This window comes from Photobacterium sp. SKA34, from assembly GCF_000153325.1.
Lineage (GTDB): Bacteria > Pseudomonadota > Gammaproteobacteria > Enterobacterales > Vibrionaceae > Photobacterium.
Window position 1 is genome coordinate 432,054 of sequence record NZ_CH724142.1, and the last position, 19,519, is coordinate 451,572.

Annotated in this window: 20 protein-coding genes and 1 pseudogene; 5 read left to right on the forward strand and 16 right to left on the reverse strand. The window is 40.3% G+C overall.

What is annotated here, in order from left to right:
- The first annotated feature begins 290 nt into the window (after positions 1–290).
- The gene (locus tag SKA34_RS10955; protein ID WP_006645603.1) at positions 291–1,628 is read left to right on the forward strand and encodes a PLP-dependent aminotransferase family protein; all 1,338 of its coding nucleotides are present in this window, start codon (positions 291–293) and stop codon (positions 1,626–1,628) included.
- 129 nt (positions 1,629–1,757) lie between these two features.
- Positions 1,758–2,396 (forward strand): thiopurine S-methyltransferase, encoded by a 639-nt coding sequence (locus tag SKA34_RS10960; RefSeq protein ID WP_006645604.1) that lies wholly within the window; start codon positions 1,758–1,760, stop codon positions 2,394–2,396.
- A 103-nt stretch (positions 2,397–2,499) separates the two neighbouring features.
- Here SKA34_RS10960 and purT read toward each other — a convergent pair whose 3' ends face one another.
- The 8 genes from purT to SKA34_RS11000 all read right to left on the reverse strand — a co-directional run bounded on the left by purT (position 2,500) and on the right by SKA34_RS11000 (position 10,725).
- Entirely contained in the window at positions 2,500–3,678 is a 1,179-nt protein-coding gene (gene purT, locus SKA34_RS10965) for a formate-dependent phosphoribosylglycinamide formyltransferase (RefSeq protein WP_006645605.1), read from the reverse strand.
- Between the two features lie 196 nt (positions 3,679–3,874).
- Positions 3,875–4,759: a DMT family transporter gene (locus tag SKA34_RS10970; protein WP_039860408.1), complete on the reverse strand. Its 885-nt coding sequence runs from the start codon at positions 4,757–4,759 to the stop codon at positions 3,875–3,877.
- A 148-nt stretch (positions 4,760–4,907) separates the two neighbouring features.
- On the reverse strand, positions 4,908–5,795 hold the full coding sequence (gene cdd, locus SKA34_RS10975; RefSeq protein ID WP_006645607.1) for a cytidine deaminase: 888 nt from the start codon (positions 5,793–5,795) through the stop codon (positions 4,908–4,910).
- Between the two features lie 229 nt (positions 5,796–6,024).
- Positions 6,025–6,708 (reverse strand): CidB/LrgB family autolysis modulator, encoded by a 684-nt coding sequence (locus tag SKA34_RS10980; protein WP_006645608.1) that lies wholly within the window; start codon positions 6,706–6,708, stop codon positions 6,025–6,027.
- Positions 6,708–7,049, reverse strand: a complete 342-nt coding sequence (locus tag SKA34_RS10985) for a CidA/LrgA family protein (protein WP_006645609.1) — start codon at positions 7,047–7,049, stop codon at positions 6,708–6,710. The genes SKA34_RS10980 and SKA34_RS10985 overlap by 1 nt, the downstream gene beginning before the upstream one ends.
- 125 nt (positions 7,050–7,174) lie before the next feature.
- Positions 7,175–7,696, reverse strand: coding sequence for a hypothetical protein (locus SKA34_RS10990; RefSeq protein ID WP_006645610.1), 522 nt, complete (start codon positions 7,694–7,696; stop codon positions 7,175–7,177).
- A 237-nt stretch (positions 7,697–7,933) separates the two neighbouring features.
- Positions 7,934–9,355, reverse strand: a complete 1,422-nt coding sequence (sbcB, locus tag SKA34_RS10995; protein WP_006645611.1) for an exodeoxyribonuclease I — start codon at positions 9,353–9,355, stop codon at positions 7,934–7,936.
- Between the two features lie 296 nt (positions 9,356–9,651).
- Positions 9,652–10,725 carry a sensor domain-containing diguanylate cyclase gene (locus tag SKA34_RS11000; protein WP_006645612.1) on the reverse strand — a complete coding sequence of 358 codons (1,074 nt, stop codon included), beginning with the start codon at positions 10,723–10,725 and terminating at the stop codon, positions 9,652–9,654.
- Positions 10,726–11,057: 332 nt separating this feature from the next.
- Here SKA34_RS11000 and SKA34_RS11005 point away from each other — a divergent pair, with 332 nt between their 5' ends.
- Positions 11,058–11,360 carry a hypothetical protein gene (locus SKA34_RS11005; RefSeq protein WP_157044484.1) on the forward strand — a complete coding sequence of 101 codons (303 nt, stop codon included), beginning with the start codon at positions 11,058–11,060 and terminating at the stop codon, positions 11,358–11,360.
- A 63-nt stretch (positions 11,361–11,423) separates the two neighbouring features.
- Here SKA34_RS11005 and SKA34_RS11010 read toward each other — a convergent pair whose 3' ends face one another.
- The 5 genes and pseudogenes from SKA34_RS11010 to SKA34_RS11030 form a co-directional block, all read right to left on the reverse strand.
- Positions 11,424–11,726 (reverse strand): antibiotic biosynthesis monooxygenase, encoded by a 303-nt coding sequence (locus SKA34_RS11010; protein ID WP_006645614.1) that lies wholly within the window; start codon positions 11,724–11,726, stop codon positions 11,424–11,426.
- 122 nt (positions 11,727–11,848) lie between these two features.
- Complete coding sequence (locus SKA34_RS11015) at positions 11,849–12,205, reverse strand: HupE/UreJ family protein (protein WP_006645615.1); 357 nt, start codon at positions 12,203–12,205, stop codon at positions 11,849–11,851.
- Positions 12,206–12,226: 21 nt separating this feature from the next.
- Positions 12,227–13,770, reverse strand: a pseudogene (locus SKA34_RS11020) (IS66 family transposase).
- 59 nt (positions 13,771–13,829) lie between these two features.
- Complete coding sequence (gene tnpB / locus SKA34_RS11025) at positions 13,830–14,183, reverse strand: IS66 family insertion sequence element accessory protein TnpB (RefSeq protein ID WP_006643801.1); 354 nt, start codon at positions 14,181–14,183, stop codon at positions 13,830–13,832.
- Complete coding sequence (locus SKA34_RS11030; RefSeq protein ID WP_004998436.1) at positions 14,180–14,500, reverse strand: hypothetical protein; 321 nt, start codon at positions 14,498–14,500, stop codon at positions 14,180–14,182. Before SKA34_RS11030 ends, tnpB begins: the two co-directional genes overlap by 4 nt.
- Before the next feature lie 264 nt (positions 14,501–14,764).
- Between SKA34_RS11030 and yeiP the strand changes: the two genes are divergently transcribed.
- Positions 14,765–15,337, forward strand: a complete 573-nt coding sequence (gene yeiP, locus SKA34_RS11035; RefSeq protein ID WP_006645616.1) for an elongation factor P-like protein YeiP — start codon at positions 14,765–14,767, stop codon at positions 15,335–15,337.
- 652 nt (positions 15,338–15,989) lie between these two features.
- Here yeiP and SKA34_RS11040 read toward each other — a convergent pair.
- Both SKA34_RS11040 and SKA34_RS11045 read right to left on the reverse strand, forming a co-directional pair.
- Positions 15,990–16,199 (reverse strand): cold-shock protein, encoded by a 210-nt coding sequence (locus tag SKA34_RS11040; RefSeq protein ID WP_005367917.1) that lies wholly within the window; start codon positions 16,197–16,199, stop codon positions 15,990–15,992.
- A gap of 482 nt (positions 16,200–16,681) precedes the next feature.
- Positions 16,682–16,891: a cold-shock protein gene (locus SKA34_RS11045; RefSeq protein WP_005367915.1), complete on the reverse strand. Its 210-nt coding sequence runs from the start codon at positions 16,889–16,891 to the stop codon at positions 16,682–16,684.
- 517 nt (positions 16,892–17,408) lie between these two features.
- Between SKA34_RS11045 and SKA34_RS11050 the strand changes: the two genes are divergently transcribed.
- Entirely contained in the window at positions 17,409–17,720 is a 312-nt protein-coding gene (locus SKA34_RS11050; RefSeq protein WP_005367912.1) for a DUF496 family protein, read from the forward strand.
- Positions 17,721–18,077: 357 nt separating this feature from the next.
- On the opposite strand, the gene rsmF is transcribed toward SKA34_RS11050, so the two are convergent.
- On the reverse strand, positions 18,078–19,508 hold the full coding sequence (gene rsmF, locus SKA34_RS11055; RefSeq protein ID WP_006645617.1) for a 16S rRNA (cytosine(1407)-C(5))-methyltransferase RsmF: 1,431 nt from the start codon (positions 19,506–19,508) through the stop codon (positions 18,078–18,080).
- Between the last annotated feature and the right edge of the window lie 11 nt (positions 19,509–19,519).

A 19,519-nucleotide genomic window follows, 5' to 3' on the forward strand; every position in this document is an offset into this window, starting at 1 on the left:
ATACAGTAAAATTGAGTTATGTCATTATGCGATATGTTGTAAGCAGGCAATGCCTTTATTCATAAAGCGATAGCGAGCTGAACGTTTGTTCTTAAGGGTTGTTACTATGTTTTTAAATATGGTTTTTTCCATTTACCCTAATCGTTAGCGAAATGGTTAACCATGATGGTTATGTACACTAGAGCTTACATTGACATATGTCAATTTGTTTGTTTAAGGTATCATTTTTTATTGAACTTGGTTAAAGTTAGTTAAGTGATTGGTGGTAATGATAAATATAGGATCAGACTGTGAGTGTCGCTAAATATAAACAAATAGCAAAAACAATAGAGGCACGCATAGAAAGTGATGAATATCCGAAGGGGTTTAAATTGCCGACACACCGCGTACTTGCGGATGAATTAAACACCACACCTGCGACGATAGCTAAAGCATATCAGTTACTGGTAGATAAAAAGCGCGTGGAATCGTTTGTTGGGCGTGGGACATTTGTATGCTCACCGTCAAGACTCAGCGATGTCATTCAACCCGCTGACGATGAAACTGATTTTAATTTTTCTATCTTGCAACCTTGCTTGTCTCAAAACCTGTCTCCGCTGCGTGATGCCATGATGAATGCAGCAGATCACCTCAGTTGTCATTTAATGGGCTACACGGAACATTCAGGTCACGAGAGCCACCGTTTGGCTGCTGTAACATGGGCCAAAAAATTTGGTTTAGAAGGGGGAAACGCCAATAACACGTTGCTGACAAATGGCGCGCAGCATGGCTTATCGTTACTTATTCATACGTTAACTAAGCCTGGTGATACCATCGCGGTAGAAGCCTTAACTTATCCCGGTATTATGGCGATCGCTCAAGCAGCAGGCCGCCATGTGGTAGGGGTTAAACTTGATGAGCAGGGGATGTGCCCTGATGATTTGCAACAGGTGATCACTCAACACCAGCCTAAATTAGTTATTGTCGTGCCATCTCATCAAAATCCGACTGGTATCACCATGCCGCCTGAAAGACGGGATGCCATTGCAACAGTGATTGAACACAATAATATTTGGTTAGTTGAAGATGATATTTACGGCTTTTTAAATCCAGATCCTATCGCCGCGATCAGTAATCGCATTCCATTGTATAGCTTTCATATTTCAGGACTATCAAAAGCCCTTAGTCCTGCTTTACGTTGTGGCTTTCTAAAAGTACCTGAATCACATATCGCGGTTTTACAAGCCACTATTCGCGCTAATATTTGGTTATCGTCACCGCTAAATTATATTGCTGCATCGCAATTAATTGATAGTGGTGAAGCCTTTGAATTAGCAGAAAACCAGCGTGAAATCGCCTGTAAAAGACAACAACTAGCCCGCGATATTTTAAACCATGACGGTAATGAAACTGGCTTTCAAATCTGGTGGCCATTGCCTCAACATTGGCCGCAGGAAAGCTTTGTGATGGAAGCAAAAAACCAAGGGTTAATTGTCAGTAGTGGGCGTTATTTTAATGCAAATGGCGACGATCCCCAGCATATTCGTTTGTCACTGATGGCTATCAATTCTGAGCAACGGTTACAACAAGGTTTAACATTATTACGCGATTTAGCTCGCTCTGAAGTTAGCAGCGTTATCCCGTTTTAAGCGCAAAGATAGCAAGATTGACAGTCACTGCGTTGTTATAAAAAGCGACTGTTAGCAGTCTTTGAAAGCCAGTGACATATGTTATTATTTCAGCATTATTATTTTAATTAGAAAAAGTCGAGTCATAAAATGGATGCAGAATTTTGGCACTCACGCTGGGCAGAAAATCGAATTGGTTTTCACTTATCAGATGTTAACCCGTTACTTATCAAGCATTGGTCGGCGTTAAATACACAACGTGATGATCGCGTGTTTGTCCCTATGTGTGGCAAGTCGGAAGATCTTGTGTGGTTAGCACAAAAACATGACCACGTGATTGGGGTTGAGCTGAGTGATATTGCAGTTAAAGCCTTTTTTGCAGAAAACCTGTATACACCTTTAGTGACAGGTGTTGGTCATCAACATCTTTACGAATTTGATGAAATTTCGATTTACCAAGGTGACTACTTCACGCTAAATATCGATCCTGTTGATGTGGTTTATGATCGCGCAGCATTAATTGCAATGCCAGAAGAAATGCGACAAATGTACGTCGAAAAACTATTGTCGTTGGTTAAAACTGGCGGTCGTATTTTGTTGGTAACGTTAGACTACCCACAAGATGAATTAGCTGGGCCTCCTTTCTCTGTACCAAAAGCAGACGTTGAAGCATTATTTGCGGGTTGTAAAGTGACGCATCTTGAGCGTGATGATGCTGATGAAAGTCATCCTCGTCGCCAACGTGGTTTATCGCGATTTGCCGAAGAAGTATGGCTAATTGAAGTGTAAGTTTATGCTATAAAACAAATAAAAATAAAGGCATGGTTTCTGGTTATTAGAAAACATGCCTTTTTGCTGACAGAGAAATTGTAATATGCTGGGCTAAGCGTGGTTAATCGAAAATTACTTCAACATCATCAGCAGCATTGACGGCATCATTTACTGCGCTATCGATATCTTCTCGGCGTGTAAGTGCTACACCTAAACGACGACGACCATTAATTTCAGGCTTTCCAAATAATCGGATCTGCGTTTGTGGACGAGATAGTGCAGGTAACAGGTTATCGAAACTGATGTTTGATGATACACCTTCAGCAAGGATCACTGCAGAAGCCGATGGGCCATATTGGATGATGTGCTGAATGGGTAAACCAAGGAAAGCACGAACATGCAGTGCAAACTCAGACAATTCTTGCGAAATAAGCGTGACCATACCCGTATCATGTGGACGAGGGGAGACTTCGCTAAACAATACCGTATCGCCTTTAATAAATAGCTCGACACCAAACAAACCAAAACCGCCAAGTGCGTTAACCACTTTCTCAGCTACATCTTGTGCAGCTTTTAATGCCGTTTCAGACATCTGTTGAGGCTGCCATGATTCACGGTAATCCCCATCTTCTTGACGATGACCAATAGGTGCACAGAAATGTACACCATCTACCGCACGAACAGTTAATAACGTGATTTCGTAATCAAAATCGACAAAGCCTTCAATGATCACACGACCCGCACCTGCACGACCGCCTTCTTGTGCGTACTGCCAAGCCGATTCAATATCAGCCGCAGTTTTAATCACGCTTTGACCTTTACCTGATGAGCTCATAATTGGCTTTACGACACATGGCATACCAACGCGATGTACTGCTGCTGAGAAATTATCGAATTGATCGGCAAATTCATAAGGTGATGTCGGAATAGATAAGGTTTCAGCAGCTAAGCAACGAATACCTTCTCGGTTCATCGTTAGTTTCGTCGCATTCGCGGTAGGAACGGTGTTAACACCTTGCTGCTCTAATTCTACAAGCGTGTCAGTGGCAATGGCTTCAATTTCAGGAACAACGAAGTCGGGCTTTTCTAGTTCAATAATGTGTTTTAGCGCGTCGCCATCGAGCATATCAATCACATGACTACGATGTGCAACTTGCATTGCAGGAGCGTTGGGGTAACGATCTGCGGCAATCACTTCAATGCCTAAACGTTGGCATTCAATCGCGACTTCTTTGCCAAGTTCGCCAGAGCCTAAAAGTAAAACACGTGTTGCATTTGAACCATTAGCTGTACCTAACATTATTATTCCTTACTATTTATGTTGGATAGTGTTGGTTGAGCGTGATAATACCTTTTTTTCTTATTTAAGCAAACGTTTGCGTCAGGATTTAAATAGAATTTAATAGTAGATATTAGAAAGGCTCTAAACCTTATAATAAAAAAACCGCCAAGAAGGCGGTTAGATGAATCTTTTATGGGTTACAGTTATTACTAAGCTATTTGCGCTTTTCCCACTGGGTGATAAAGGCCACAGAAGCAATAATAATCGCTGCACCTAACCATAATCGACCAGGTGGAACCCAACCAAATACAAGCCAACCCCCTAACACGTTTAGTGGTAATTTTGCATGGTCGAAAGGTTGAACAAATGATGCATCAGCCACAGCATAGGCTTTCGCTATCGCCCATTGTGCAAGTGCGGTTAACAAGCCTGCGGCGATTATTAATGTCCATGTCGTGCTGCCCGTTGGCATATTAAAATCAGGTAGAGCCAGTAACAAGTTAAATGGCGTGATCAGAATAAGCAAATACATCACAACAGTGGTTGGTGATTCTGTATTAGATTGCTTTTTCACCATTAGAGAATAACCCGCCCAGAAAACGGCAGCGCCGACAGGCAGTAACGTAGCAATACTAAATGAATCAGACCATGGCTCTAAAATGATCATCGCGCCAATAAAGCCAGCAAGAGTTGCACACCAACGTGCTGCGCCCACTTTTTCTTTCAGCAATACGCCTGAGCCAATGGTTGCAAATAACGGTGAAGTCATAAGCAGCGCAATACCTTGCCAAATAGGAACAGGGTAGGCAAGTGCCCATAGCCAGAGTTGGATACCAATCACCGCAAGAAAGACACGGAAGCAGTGCTGGAAGAATTGTTTTGTCTTTAGTGATCGGCGAATACCCATGGTTCTCAGCCATGGCAGCATAGCCACCAGTGCAACAAAGTATTGGATCAACGCAAATGTGGTTGAAGAGACATGGAGTTTAATACTGAGAAATTGTGCAAGGCTATTTACAATCGCAAAGGCAAGGCCTGCGGAAAGCATCCATCCGGCACCTTGGACTGGATTATGAGCTGGGTTGTGTGAATCTGACATTAAAATTGGTTTCATCAAAAAAGCATAGCGAGATAATACGCTTTTGTTTTTAGATAGCCAATATAACTGATTGAGTTGAATGGATTAGGCAATAAAAAACCGCCTATTATGGCGGTCTTACATCAACAGATATTGCTATAACTAACGGTTAGTAAGCAACATAAGTCATTTGAATATCAGGATTTAGCGCTTCTAAGAGTGCTTGAGTACGCGCTAATTGACTGATTCGGCTTTCTGCACTTTCTACTAATGCCGCTTCGACAAGTTCAGATAGCTTATAGCCTGACATGTTCATATTAACCAGTGCGACTTGTAGCGGAGGAAGGCTTGGATTAAATGCCGCGTTTTCAGCATACATACCAACAAAAACACGACCATCTTTAGCTTTTAATGCAACACCACTGAAGTTATTAGAGTACGGTGCATGAGAGCGGTTAGCTGCATCACAAGCGGCAACAGCAAGCTCTGATTGCTCTGCAATCGTAATACCATTATTAATGTCGCTTAATAGCGCATCTTTAATACCAAGATCAGCAGGACCGAAAGATTCAGGAAGGTATTGTTGCAGCGTCATTGGTTGACGTTCTGGAAGTTGAATAACTAAATCTTGTGCCGTATTCAATTCATTCATGAACTGACGGCAGTGGCCGCAAGGGCTATAATTAATTGTTACGTCTTTAATACCTGTTTCACCTTTGATCCAAGCATGGCTGATTGCAGATTGCTCTGCATGGATCGTACACGCCATACTTGCGCCTTCAAATTCCATATTTGCACCGAAATATAGGCGTCCAGATGTACCGCGAACAATAGCACCAACATAGAAATTAGAAATAGGAACAACAGCGTAAGCAGCAGCGACAGGAAGGAGAGCAAGGCGAAGATCAGTATCAGATAAATTAGTTTGGGAAACTAACTGTTCAAATTGTTCAGGACTAATTGTTGAATCGAAACCTTTATCTTCAATAATTGGTCTTAAAGCTGATGCAAGCTCTTTAGGTAATTGACCTAATGCATCCATAACTTTTGCGTGCATTGGGGTGTTACTCCGTATTGTTGATGGAGAAACATTCTAAGTTAATTACTATCAATCTAGTGTGATGCGAATCACATTAATAATGATAATGTGGTTCTTCATACATTATCGAGAGCGAACTCACACATATAAATGTAATTCTTGATGTAGTAAATCGTCATCAAAGCATTATGAACTTAAAACTAATAAGAATTTGTGTTTAAGCCCATATACGTGAGGTAAGTTTAACTTAATGGAAAAACAGGTGTTCCAAAATAGGGAACATGATGGGTGCTAATAACGTTGTCATGATCCCACAGATCACTAACGCTAATGAACTAAATGCCCCTTCCTTATAATCTTCTTCGACAGCTTTTGCCGTACCTAGAGCATGAGATACCGTACCAATGGATAACCCTTTTGCTAATGGGTGATGAATACGAAACAGCTTCATTACAGGATAACCGAGCACTGCACCAAATAAACCAACAATAATCACCATGGCTGCTGTAATAGCAGGAATGCCCCCAATTTGCTGAGAGGCAGCCATTGCTAGTGGTGTAGTAATTGATTTAGGTAAAATACTCGCGGCCAGTTCGGCATCGGCTCCCATCAAAAACGCAATACCCGTACCAAATGTCATAGACAAGATACTACCTACAAAACAGGCACTTAAAATGGTTTTCCATTTACGTCTAATCAATGGCAGTTGCTGATATAAAGGCAAGGCTAATGCCACCACCGCAGGACCTAGTAAATAGTTAATAATTTCGTTATCAGCAAAATAGGTTTCATAAGGCACCTGTAACCAACGCAGTGCAGCAATTAAAATAATCAGTGAAATAAGTAATGGATTAAAAAGTGGATTACGAATTTTCATCGCTAAATAGCGCATGCTGTAAAATACCACTAGCGTTGCAACTAACCAGATCATTACTCTTTTTCCTTATGGTGAAGCGCAAGGCCGATCACAAGCAATACAATTAATGTGCTACCTAATGTGCTCGCAAAGATGATAGTTGCATTGTGCTCAATTAAACCGAGGTAGTTCATTAAGCCAACCCCAACTGGCACGAATAGTAATGCCATATGCTTGATGAGTAAATTACAGGTTTTATCGACCCATTTTGTTTTGCATATTCCAGTAACAAGGCCAAAGAATAATAAAAACAAACCAATAATGCTGCCTGGAATCGGCAATTGAGTCAGATGTTGTATGCCTTGACCAAGTAAAAAGCAAAACATAACAATGGCAAAAGATCGAATGTAATCCATAGTAAAAAGGGTAATGCTAGAGAGTTTGATTTATCATACAAATAAATGCGCTGTTTGTCACACTAAAAAGAGCATCATTTAGATAATTGATAAAAAAATATAGATAAAGAGATATTTGTTGGTGGTTAACTCCACAATAATAGACCAATGAGCGCGGCGAGTGTCAAAAGAATTGAAACTTTTAGCCAAATGAAATCAATCACAACATATTTAAACCATGCTTTATTGTATAATGATGGCTTTTTTATAGAGGAGGGAGCCGTTGGACGCGGACGAGTAGTAAAAGGCAGTCGACGTGATGTTTTCGTCGGTAGCGGTACACGAAAGCCATAGTGAGGTACAATATGGATAGGTATTGCCATTAGTCCATTACATTGTAACTTACCTGTGAGTGATACCAGCAATAAGTTCAAATCATAATTGTGATCACTGGTTTCTTCAAACGCATCTAATGACGTAAACGTTTTACGATAGAGTGAATCGGCCCCAATCACTTCGCCAGCAAAGAGACATAACACTTCCAATAACCGAGATTCCTCTCGTGTTAATAACGTTTGCGTATGATCTTTCCATATCAATAGATGCTTTTCAGGAAAAAAATCTATTTTCTCGTAGCTATAACATTTCAATAAGGTTTGCGTTGTCATTCTGCACACCTACCGTTTAATAGATCAAGTGCGTAACGGTATCAATAATCGCTATTCCGATATTGATAAGCTCAAATCAAAGAGCTGCTTATTGCTGTCTTTAATTGTTAGCGTTAATGATGTAATCATCAAATAAATCACTACATCATAATCTTAAAAAAAGAAGCCTATTCGCGACATTCCAAAAGAAAGTCACGTAATAGGCTTTTTTTATCGCAATCTTATTAGTAAAAAGGCTTAAACCAATTTAGAAACATAATCATAGAGAGATTGTAAAACTTTCATCTTACTTTCGTCAGATTCATGCTCGTAGGCGACGGCCTCAAAGTTTTCCATATACTTTGTCATATTCATTTCAAAGAAATCTTGGCAATGGTGCTTCCAGCGTACTTGCTCTTCATAACTTAACGTCATCGGGAAGTTACGGGCACGATAGCGGAATAACAACGGCTTAATACGCTTGTCATCTACATTGATTTCAAGTGACGCTAACTGGTCGGGCGTTGTTTCACGAATAATATCCATGGTTGAACGATCCGCTGTTGAGAAGAACCCATCGTAAAGCATCGCATCAACATTATCGTTAGCTGCATATTCACGTTTAACACTAACCATTTCGATTAACTTTTCACGAATTTCAGGGTGCTGTTTAATTAGGGCAAGGTTCTTTAAACATTGCTCTCTATCAATCCCTAAACGCGCAGCATCTTCAGCTTTTAATGTTTTAGCTGGGGCAAGAACAGGGCACTTATTCAAATGCACTTCTTTAACGGGCACTGGTAATTCATCTGGCGCTAAATCAACACGCTTAGTATATAAACGGTTACGCAGTTGGTCGGCATTAAGCTCAATTAATGGGGTAGGATCAAGCGCAAGGTTCACAGTAATAACGGTGTTCTTATTGTCAGGGTGCCATGCCATTGGCACAATCCAGCTAGTATTGCCACAATCGGTACCAAACATGCCAGAGATATGCACTAACGGCGTTAAGTTAACAATATCGATTAATTCTTGTAGCTTGCGCTTATGACGTAAATCAAACAGGTAATCAAACAACTTCGGTTGATTCGTTTTAATGATTTTTGCCAGCTCGATTGTCGCGTAAACATCAGCCATTGCATCATGGGCATTGGCGTGTTCAATGCCATTAGCAACAGACAGTTTTTCAAGTTTAAAGCTAGGGCGATCTTCATCATCAAGCGGCCAGTTGATACCCTCTGGGCGCAATGCGTAACAAGTACGCATAATATCTAATAAATCCCAACGCGAGTTACCATTTTGCCAAGCCCAACCGTATGGGTCGAAGAAGTTGCGGTATAAGGTATAGCGCGTCACTTCATCATCAAAACGAACGTTGTTGTAACCAATGACACAGGTATTGGGTTTTGACAGTTCAGCATGAATTGCTTCAATAAACTCAGGCTCTGATAAGCCTTTTTCCATCGCTTCTTGCGGTGTAATACCTGTGATTAAACACGCTTCAGGTGACGGTAAGTAATCTGCTGGTGGCTTACAGTAAATGACAAGTGGCTCACCAATAATGTTCATGTCCATATCAGTACGGACACCCGCAAACTGGCAAGGACGATCATTGGCAGGGCTTGCGCCAAACGTTTCGTAGTCAATCCAATAAAGTGTTGCTTGGTTCTTATCGTTCATAAATCATCCATAGCCATTACGGTTGTTATTATTACTCTTTATCTAAGCAATGGCTTGTTGTTAAAACCGCTTATCAATTCAGCAGTTTATTGTGTTTAAGTCGTTAAACGCTTCAGAGTAAAACCCTAAGTACGTATAACATCAAGTATCCCGTATTTAAGGGCAAATAGGCAAGGTGGGAGGCGGATAAATTAATTGTGGTGTTGAGATAGGTGAGTCGACATTCCAATATTACACTCAATGATGAACTGTAATCTGGCAACAATGAATTAACTAAACACTTTTTTCTGATTTAGTTAAAGTGAAGTATCGCTATATACACCTAAACGGTGCTGCTTTGCATGATACATTGCTTGGTCTGCTTTCTGAATGAGTTGATCCAAGGATTGATTTTCTTCCGTTGAAGTTGCGACACCAATGCTTACACCAAATCCCAGATCTAATATATTGGATGGTACTTTGGCCATAATAGCTTCGTGAAGTCGGTTTGCGACTTGAGTACCATCTCTTGTATGGGTGTTTTCCATTACAATAATAAACTCATCGCCACCAAAACGGGATGCAATATCACAGCTACGTACTTGTTGTGATATAACATCTGAAACTACAACAAGTAGATCATCGCCAACTTTGTGACCAAGATTATCATTAACTAATTTAAATTTATCTAAATCGATAAATAACAGTGAGCTCTTTAAATTTTTTCTTTCGCACAGTGATATAAATTTAGTCGCTACTTCATTTAAATAAGTTCGATTATGAAGTTTGGTTAATTCATCATGCGTTGCGCTAAAGCGAAGTTGTTCTTCGAGTATTAATTTCTCGTAAGCGACTGATATAATTAGTGCTGCCACATTAACGATTTCTTCTTCAATTTCCGAAGGTGATTTAGGTTCATTATGGTAAATGGCGAATGTGCCTAATACATTTGAGTTTGAATCGGTATAAGGTACAGACCAGCAAGAGTGTAGATTTGCTTTTTGTGTAATGGCTAAAAACGGCTTCCAGTTCGGATGTTCATTGATATTACTAGCAATGACGGTTTTGTTAAGAAATGCAGCCGCCCCACAACTTCCTACATTTTTTCCGATTTTGATACCATTAACCGCCTCATTATAAAAATCAGGCAGGTTGTTCTTTATCCCTGTATGTAAAGTGCCTTGTTCTTGATTTAAAGTGAGAATGGATACTTTACTGCCTGGTAAAAAATTTTCTACCATATCAACCATCCGCTCTAGGAAAGGTTCAATTTTTGAGCTCAGTACAAGGTCACTCAATAAAAAATTGAATTTGCGATGTGCAGATAAAAGTATCGATTCTTTCTTCACAATAGGCATATCACTTTTAATAAGTTTTCTTAATATTAGCATTTATTTATCATTTTTTTAACATCATTAAGATGAAAGTACATTATCCGTTTTATTTGTTAACAATTTCACTTAAGTTATTCAATTTAAAAGCCATTAATTGCCTTTAAATGGTGGCAAGTTTTTGTTGGAGAAGTGAATGAACTTTTGGAATAGTAGCGTGATAGTTAATGTATTTGCTTATTTCTTTTCTTGTGTATGATGCGATACAACGCATGACTATATGTATCTATGGTTGCGGGACGTTTACCTTGCGACACTAGGTGCGTAAGGTGCTGTTTTAAAGTTAAATGGCAGGCAACTTGTCTTCACGCCTACACCAAGATGGAGTAAATGTGAGTACTGCAGCGATATTTCTGATTTTATATCTGATTCCCGTACTGTCTTTTGCGGGTACAACTGGTACTTATATGTTGCTTCATGGTGAGAGTCTTAGCCATCCTCTCATCAATGTTGTTTTGCTGATAGTCGTCTCTGGTTTTATCGTTTCATCTTATCTTTCTGTAAAGTTGATCTCTAAGTTCGTTAGCGAGAAAGTGATGTGTTTTGGCATCGTTTTTACTGTATTAGCTTGGCTATTAGGAGTGATCGCGGTGATGTTTTATCTTGTGATGTTTAAAGATATCTTCAGTATCTAGGTAATAAAAATACCCAAACACAGGTAAATCGTATTTGGGTATTCATTTAAAAAGAAATGTAAATTACAGGCAGCTTTCAAACCCTTCAAAGTTTGGTGCGCCTAAATAAATGTCTTTATTACCGCGAGCATTAGCATGAGCTTTACGGAATGCTTCTGATTGTGTCCAGTCTTCAAACGCTTGGCGAGAATCCCATACTGAGTGCGATGCAAACAGCGTGTACTCATCGTTTGATGTACCTTGAAGCAAGTTGAATGATTGAAAACCCGGTACGGTATCTAGGTAGGTATCGCGGTTCTTCCAGATATCGATAAATTCTTGCTCAGAGCCTAAATGGATTTTAAAACGATTCATTGCTATATACATGATGACTTCCTTTATTAACTTCAGTTTTTATTTTTGTCTTGCCACTATTACAGTATTGGCTAATGCAAGCTAGCAGCAAAAATACAATATTTGTTTACGTATTATGTTCTCTGTAATGACCACTATAAAACATGGAACATAATGTACGCTCGTTGAATAAACCAAAAAGACGCCATGATTCCCATAATGTATAAAGGTGTTTTTTGAAACAACTTATGATGAAATACAGGCACTTTAGCGCACAATTTCAATAGCATTATAAGAAACGATAAGAAGATCAATTGCCCGAGTTCAACACCGATATTAAAACAGGCGAGGGCTAACGGAATGCTGGTTTGGCTTAATCCTACTTCTTTTAATGCGCTGGCAAAACCCAATCCATGTAATAAACCAAAGGAAAACGAAATTAGCCACGGAAACTTTCGGCTTAACGTTGGGTGCTGTTTGTCATAAGGGCGAGTAAGCTGTAAACGCCCCATGAACCCACGGGGCGATATTTGTTAGTGTTTGAGGTTCCAAGGTAGGAGTGCATCGATATCGGGCTCAGCTTTCGCGAGCTCTTTCATGCACTTGACCATGTAGTCGTAGAGGATAAGGCCGTTGGCTTTCGCAGTCTCGACGATGCTGTAAAGCATCGCACTCGCATCAGCACCATTTGGCGTGTTCGAGAACAACCAGTTCTTTCTGCCAATGACCAGCGGTTTAATTGCGCGTTCAGCGCGGTTATTGTCTATCGATAAGTGACCGTCATCGATATAGCGGATCACCTTCGGCCATTGGCCGAGCGTGTATTTTATCGCTTTACCCAGCGGGCTAGACGCTATCACTTGTTGAGATGTCATCCACTCGTACAACTCGTCCAGTATCGGTTTGCTATGCAGTTGACGTTCTGCTTTTCGTGTTTCGACAGTCGCACCTTTTAAGCGCGATTCTATCCCATAGAGCTTCTGGATTTTGGCCAGCGCTTTATCTGCTTTGCCTGACTTACCTTTACCTTGAAGCTTCTTAGCCTCCATGAACTTTCGCCGTGCATGTGCCATGCAGCCAACATTGGTGACGTGATAAAGACCATCATAGGCACCATAGCCATCGGTTTGTAGATAACCACTGTAATCCCCCAAGAAGGCAACAGGGCATGCCCTCGCGCGACTGTTTTGATAGTCGTACAAGGCAATATTCTTCACATTGGGGAGTGCGGCTTCTGGCGAGTCTGCGCCCGAGCAGTAGAGCCACATGTAACACTGTTTTTCTTCCTTGAGAACATTGAGTGGCGTTTCATCCGCCTGGACCACCACTTGTTGAAGTAGGTGCTCTTTTAGAGCGGCATAGAGTGGTTTGAACTTCTCACTAACTTGGATAACCCATCTGGCCATAGTGGTTCGTGATAGCTCGATTCCCGACTGGGTAAACAGCGACTCTTGGCGGTAAAGTGGCATCGCGTACTGGTATTTGCCAAGAATGATGTTGGCAAGCAAGCTTTCTGTGGCAAAGCTCTTCGGGATAATGCTTTGCGGTGCTGGCTTTTGAACGATGTGATTGCTGTCTTCAGTTTGCTCGCACTGGCGGCAAGCATATTTAGGGCGAACATATTCCAGCACTTTGAGTACGGCTGGCGAAAACTCCAGCTTTTCACTGCTGTCTTCACCGATTTTATGCAGGTCATGATTGCAGCATGCACACTGCTTTTCATGGTCGTCTAAATCAAGTTCGATAACTTCACGAGGTAAGGTCTTTGGAAGAGGCTTACGCTTACCGCGTTTCTTCGTTGTGGTTGTGGTGGTCGTCGTAACCTCAACCTCTTCTTCCTTAGCGGCTTCACATTCCGCTTCGTTGAAGAGGTCACCTTGAGATTCATCGTAGGGCTTTAACGCCTCCGAGCGTTTGCGACTGGCGGTCGAAAGCCAGTTGAGTTGCTCAAGCAGAGATTGACGCTCTTGTTTCCACTGAGATTCGCTGTGTTTTGCAACGCCAACAACTCTTTCACCATCGCTTGTAGCTCGGCAACATCTTGGCTTTCTGGGTTGATATTTGGCGTCTTTTTCATGGCATTTATTATACTAAAGTCATGCCGTTAACGCTTGGTGGATATAGCTTTATTATCGATTAAGTCATTGTAAAATCGTTTATTTGAACGGGTTTATGGCCGATAATCGTGAAGCCAGAAAGCAGTCTATCAAGCTCGCATTGAGTCAGGGTAAACACGTCATTTTTCTCTTTTGACGGCCATTTATACTTGGCTTTTTCAAGGCGTTTATACCAAAGTGCAAAGCCTGTTTTATCCCAGTACAACACTTTGATTTTGTCGCGCTGTTTATTGGTAAACAGGAATAGTGCGCCGCTTCCCAAGGGTAAATCGGTGTCACTTTCGATAATCGCCGCGAGGCCATTGATGGACTTTCTAAAATCGACACTCTCACGATACAGATAAATATCTGGTGCACTTAGCATATGTTTCATGACAAGGCTCCAATGAGTTCTGCCAGGTAGGCAGCGGGCGTGCCTTGAGGAATACTCAGCTCAACGTCGTTGACAAAAAGTGTCATATTCGCGGTAGGTATTTGCGTCATATGGTAACGTGTTGTCTGCTCTACAACGTTTGCTTTGACGAAGCCGTTAGTCTGTGGTGTTTGAAGGTGTGTTAACTGTTGGCGTTTGGCATGAAACGTGGAAAGACTTAATCCGTGATGTTCACAAAAAGCACGTTGAGTGAGTTGGCTGGATTCATAGCACTCAAACAAAGTCTGCCATTCTTGATTGGTACGTCGTGTTGCCATTTTAAATCTCCTTTGGATTGGAGATTTGATCTTATTCTTCGAGTAAAGTGATTAGAATGCGGTGTTTATGGCACGCTTACGTTTGATTTACAGTATGTTTTGAGTATTAAGCCTGTATTAGCTGAAAGTTGAATGTTCTTGTTTAAGCCTTGAGCAAAGCTATGAGTAAACGCAAAAAATTAGTATTTGTACTACTATAACACTTGCTATAAATCTGTATCTTGGTGTAATTTCTCACCACTATTTTTATTTGGAATTATGATCATGCCAAAGGCTAGCGATATTAAAAAATTTGCTGCTATTGAACTTAACGGTAAAGTAGCTCTTGTAAAAGAAATTACTAAGCTAACACCTAGTGGTCGTGCTGGCGCAAGTCTTTACAGAATGCGTATTTATGATGTAGCTACTGGTACTAAATCAGACGTTAGCTTTAAAGCTGATGAAATGGTTACTCTAGCAGACTTCCGTCGTACTAAAGCTTCATTCTCTTACATCGACGGTGAAGAGTATGTGTTTATGGATGATGAAGATTACACTCCGTATTCTTTCAACAAAGAAGCTATTGCGGAAGAACTATTGTTCATTACTGAAGATACTAAAGGTATCGAAGTTCTTATTGTTGATGGCTCGCCTGTTGCTATTGAACTTCCAGCGACGGTTGAACTAACTATCGTTGAAACGGATCCATCAATCAAAGGTGCTTCTGCAAGTGCACGTACTAAGCCTGCAACACTTTCAACGGGCCTAGTTGTTCAAGTTCCAGAATACATCGCGAATGGCGAAAAAATTAAAGTTAACACGGCTGAGCAAAAATTCATGAGCCGCGCTGACAAGTAATAGATTACTTATAATCTATACTGCATATAACCAGTCTACATTTTGCTGACTTTTAGTTAAGCAGATGGGCTGGTTTTTTTTGGGTACAATATGTTACGAAGTAATGGGTAGTGCTATATCAAATACGACAAGCCAAAAAATCAGATCTTACTGCAATATACCATTAGAGAAGTGAGCTATTTGGCGAGCACTGTTATCCCGATGTTTTATTTCGCCAAGCATATGATTGTTGGCCAAGTGGGTTATTGGTTGCCATTTCTGAAAGTGAACATGTAGTAGGGTATGTACTCGCAAGCCTAAGTTTTAATAAGCAAGTCGAAACAGAGCGTGAAGTGTAGACATTAGGTATTGCTGTTGCGAATAATGTGTAAGGTAAAGGTGTCGAAAAAGCCTTGTTGAATGAGGCGTTAGCGCAGCTAGCTGATTACAATCGTGTGTATCTAGAGAACACTGCAAGGAAGTTATATCAGTTACTAGGCTTTGTAGAGATAGAGAAAGAAGAGGATTAACTTGGTTGTGGCACACCAATAATTAATATGGGCTTCAATCGCAAAGAGATGGTATATGTTGTTTAAGTAGGTTGATATTATTTTTACGGAAATAAAAAAGGGCATCCTAAGATCCCCTTACTTCTTCAACTGTTCGTTGTAGATTAGATGCGCTCAACGTTAGCAGCTTGAGGACCTTTTTGGCCTTGCTCAACGTCAAAAGAAACCTTTTGACCTTCTGCTAGAGATTTGAAGCCTTCACCAGCGATAGCACGGAAGTGAACGAATACGTCAGCGCCGCCATTGTCTTGAGTGATGAAACCGAAACCTTTCTCATCGTTGAACCACTTAACGATACCAGTTGCTTTAGACATGTTATGTCTCCTGAAAATAAATTAATGTGTTACTTATGTACAAAAGAATATTGAAGCGCTTCAGGACAACTGTGTACGTTTGAACAGTGTAACGAAGTTTTTCTTTCACTTTGTTTCATAAATAGCCCTGTTATACAGGACGTTGATATTAAGCCATTTTCGATTTTAAAGAGCAAGTGAGTTACTGATTTATCGCGTTATAATGTGAGCCGTATTACAAAAATAAAAGCAAAGAATAATATGAAATAGGTGTCTTATTGAGCAAGGTGGTTAATACCTATCAGGAATTTTAATAATAACAGGGCTATCAATATCTATAAGCGTGCTCTAATCTTGTGTTTTTAACTGATAAATTACAAATAAATAGTCGATTATATCTATTTGGGTAAGGTGGGGAGATGATTGTTTGTAAAAAAAAGGGCCGCGAAGACCCTTTTATCAAGTGCTATGTGAACTAACGCAAGCGATAGATAAGCAAGTGTTTATGCTTTTTCAACATTTGCAGCTTGTAGACCTTTAGGACCTTGCTCTGTTTCGTAAGAAACTTTTTGCCCTTCAGTTAGGGTTTTGAAACCGTCGCCAGTAATCGCACGGAAGTGTACAAATACGTCAGCACCGCCGTTATCCTGAGTGATAAAACCAAAACCTTTCTCTTCGTTAAACCACTTAACGGTACCTGTTGCTTTTGACATGTTCTCTCCTGATAAACTTTACATCAAACACTGTGTTGCCAATATCGGGTTACTACGCTATTTGAGCTTGAACACTTCTAGGAAGTTATCTTTGTCCAGATTACATAGTTGTAAACGAGTACTGGTCTATCTCAAGAGTAGGCGTTGATATGCCATTTGCAAATACAGGAAGTTTTTTTTTGTGGGAGATTTCACAAAAGGTACCATTTTGTTATTGCACATTACATCTATTGTCTGATTGTCATAATTATTAATAAAAATAAGGCGATTTATTGTAAAATATCAAAAAGTTGTTGATCAGCTTGTGCGATATTTAAGCGAGAAACATAAGTTGATGTTCATAGAATCATCATTGAGCATTTAATCATGAGTATTGCTTGAGTTTACGAATGACTTTCTGATATAACGATTTCAGTAATAAACTGAGACTCGACGGTTATGTACTAGGAAGTGCATTATTTTATCCCTTGCATTAAATCAGTTTCACAAGGTTTTATTTTCAGACTAAGGACTACACATGAACAACATCCTTGAACTCGTTCGTCAAACACGTCGTAAAAACAAACTAAAACGCGAAATTCTAGATAACGATCGTAAGATTCGTGATAACCGTAAGCGTGTTGAGTTATTAGAGAACTTGATGGATTACATTAAGGCCGATATGAGCCATGATCAAATCGTTGAAATTGTTGAAAACATGAAAGGCGATTACGAAGATCGTGTTGATGATCATATCATTATCAGTGCAGAGCTTTCGAAAGAGCGTCGTGAAGTAAGCAAGTCAGTAAAAGAGCTGAAGAAAGCTGAAATCGTTGCACATAAACACTAATTCTCAGCACTCAAAAGTTGAGAGTGTGCAAAAGATATAGCATGCTTATATTAGTTAAATTAAACCGAGCGTAATGCTCGGTTTTTTTATATCTATCTTAAGTAACAACAATATCTATAGTGCTGAGCTTTAAAATTTTATCGCTGATTGGAAATATTACTTGAGGCAAAAAATAGCCCGAAACGACTCCTGTCTCGGGCCTAGGGGAATGGCTCTCGTAAGAGCCTTGCGCTAACTGGTTAGTAAATGGAGTTTGATTACACTTTCAATGTTAGTAGAATAATGTTTATTTTCCAGTTATTGCATTTAATAAAATTACCATTAACGATGCTATATGACATTAACGATATTTTTATCTTAAATATCAAACAGGTTAGTGTCGCGAACTAATTCACGGGGTAAGCCGTTTTTAATACGGTTGCTTACCCATTTACCAATACCAATCGGGTAATCACGGTAAGTAACAATCACTTCACCTTTGCCAGCTGGTATTTCTGGGCGAATATCGCGTCCCATGAACCATTCTTTAGCTTGTTCAACATTAAGTTCAATAGCTGTAGATTCTTTTCCTGTTGCCAATGTCATCACTGCTTCATGCTGCCAGCGATAGCCTTTCTTATGTTGTTCTGCGAGCTTAATACCAATACGTTGGAAACGAATCTCACCAATTAAAGTACGAAGCAGAGAAGGGAATAGCCAAACTTCTTTATCACGTAACCAAACATCGTGTTGCTCAGGTAAGGTAATATCTAAATTTTGTTTTAGCTGTTGGGCAATCTCTTGTTGTTCTTTTTCTTTTAGCTGAGTAAATGGGAATTTACCCATACGCTTTTTAACGCTGTCGGTTTCAACAGGTGCTAGCTTGCGAATACGAGCGACAAAGAAACCTTCGCTATCAAAAACCTGTGGGTAAACGTGTAGGAAACCGTCTTCAGTGAGTGATTTATCAGCGCCATCAAATAAGGTATTGAGTGGTTCAAATTCTACAGCATCGCCAAATTTTTCTTTTAAGAAATGACAAACGTCTTGGTTTTCACTTTGGTTTAATGTACATGTCGAATACACCATAACACCGCTAGTTTTCAGAGCTTGGAAGGCGCTAATAATGAGGTTTCGTTGTACTTCGGCAATTTCATCAATAGAAGCTAGGCTCCAATTTGCCATCGCATCTTCATCTTTACGAATTGCACCTTCACCAGAGCATGGCGCATCTAATAAGATCGAATCAAAAGATTCAGGTGCCCATGTGCCAAATACACAACCATCAAAATGGGTCAGCGCCGCATTGTGAACACCACAGCGTTGTAAGTTTGAATGAAGTACTTTAATACGGCTTGCGGCCAACTCGTTGGCAACCAGTGCGCCACGGTTTTGCATTGCAGATGCGATTTGGGTGGTTTTAGAACCTGGTGCTGATGCCATATCTAATACACAGTCTAATGCGTTATTATCTTTTAACAACGCGGTGACTGGCATCATCGAGCTTGCTTCTTGAATATAGAAAAGTCCTGCCATGTGCTCTGCGGTATTGCCAAGAGACACAGTATCTTCATCTTCTCGTTCAATCCAAAAGCCGGTATCACACCAAGGAACTGGCGTTAATGTCCACCCTCGATTTGCAACACGCACTAAGAAATCCTCAACACTAATCTTAAGTGTGTTGACGCGAATGCTGCGACGAAGAGGTGTTTTACAACAAGCAATAAATTCATCGATATCTAAATGCTCAGGCATGGTTTGCTTGATTAAATCGATAAATGCGTCAGGGATGTGAATATTCGGATGCAAAGGAAGGATCT

Coding starts and splice junctions, on each gene's coding strand:
- SKA34_RS10960 (WP_006645604.1), top strand. CDS start 1,758: ATGGATGCAGAATTTTGGCACTCACGCTGGGCAGAAAATCGAATTGGT.
- purT (WP_006645605.1), bottom strand. CDS start 3,678: ATGTTAGGTACAGCTAATGGTTCAAATGCAACACGTGTTTTACTTTTA.
- SKA34_RS10970 (WP_039860408.1), bottom strand. CDS start 4,759: ATGTCAGATTCACACAACCCAGCTCATAATCCAGTCCAAGGTGCCGGA.
- cdd (WP_006645607.1), bottom strand. CDS start 5,795: ATGCACGCAAAAGTTATGGATGCATTAGGTCAATTACCTAAAGAGCTT.
- SKA34_RS10980 (WP_006645608.1), bottom strand. CDS start 6,708: ATGATCTGGTTAGTTGCAACGCTAGTGGTATTTTACAGCATGCGCTAT.
- SKA34_RS10985 (WP_006645609.1), bottom strand. CDS start 7,049: ATGGATTACATTCGATCTTTTGCCATTGTTATGTTTTGCTTTTTACTT.
- SKA34_RS10990 (WP_006645610.1), bottom strand. CDS start 7,696: ATGACAACGCAAACCTTATTGAAATGTTATAGCTACGAGAAAATAGAT.
- sbcB (WP_006645611.1), bottom strand. CDS start 9,355: ATGAACGATAAGAACCAAGCAACACTTTATTGGATTGACTACGAAACG.
- SKA34_RS11000 (WP_006645612.1), bottom strand. CDS start 10,725: ATGCTAATATTAAGAAAACTTATTAAAAGTGATATGCCTATTGTGAAG.
- SKA34_RS11010 (WP_006645614.1), bottom strand. CDS start 11,726: ATGTATATAGCAATGAATCGTTTTAAAATCCATTTAGGCTCTGAGCAA.
- SKA34_RS11015 (WP_006645615.1), bottom strand. CDS start 12,205: ATGGGGCGTTTACAGCTTACTCGCCCTTATGACAAACAGCACCCAACG.
- tnpB (WP_006643801.1), bottom strand. CDS start 14,183: ATGAAACATATGCTAAGTGCACCAGATATTTATCTGTATCGTGAGAGT.
- SKA34_RS11030 (WP_004998436.1), bottom strand. CDS start 14,500: ATGGCAACACGACGTACCAATCAAGAATGGCAGACTTTGTTTGAGTGC.
- yeiP (WP_006645616.1), top strand. CDS start 14,765: ATGCCAAAGGCTAGCGATATTAAAAAATTTGCTGCTATTGAACTTAAC.
- SKA34_RS11040 (WP_005367917.1), bottom strand. CDS start 16,199: ATGTCTAAAGCAACTGGTATCGTTAAGTGGTTCAACGATGAGAAAGGT.
- SKA34_RS11045 (WP_005367915.1), bottom strand. CDS start 16,891: ATGTCAAAAGCAACAGGTACCGTTAAGTGGTTTAACGAAGAGAAAGGT.
- SKA34_RS11050 (WP_005367912.1), top strand. CDS start 17,409: ATGAACAACATCCTTGAACTCGTTCGTCAAACACGTCGTAAAAACAAA.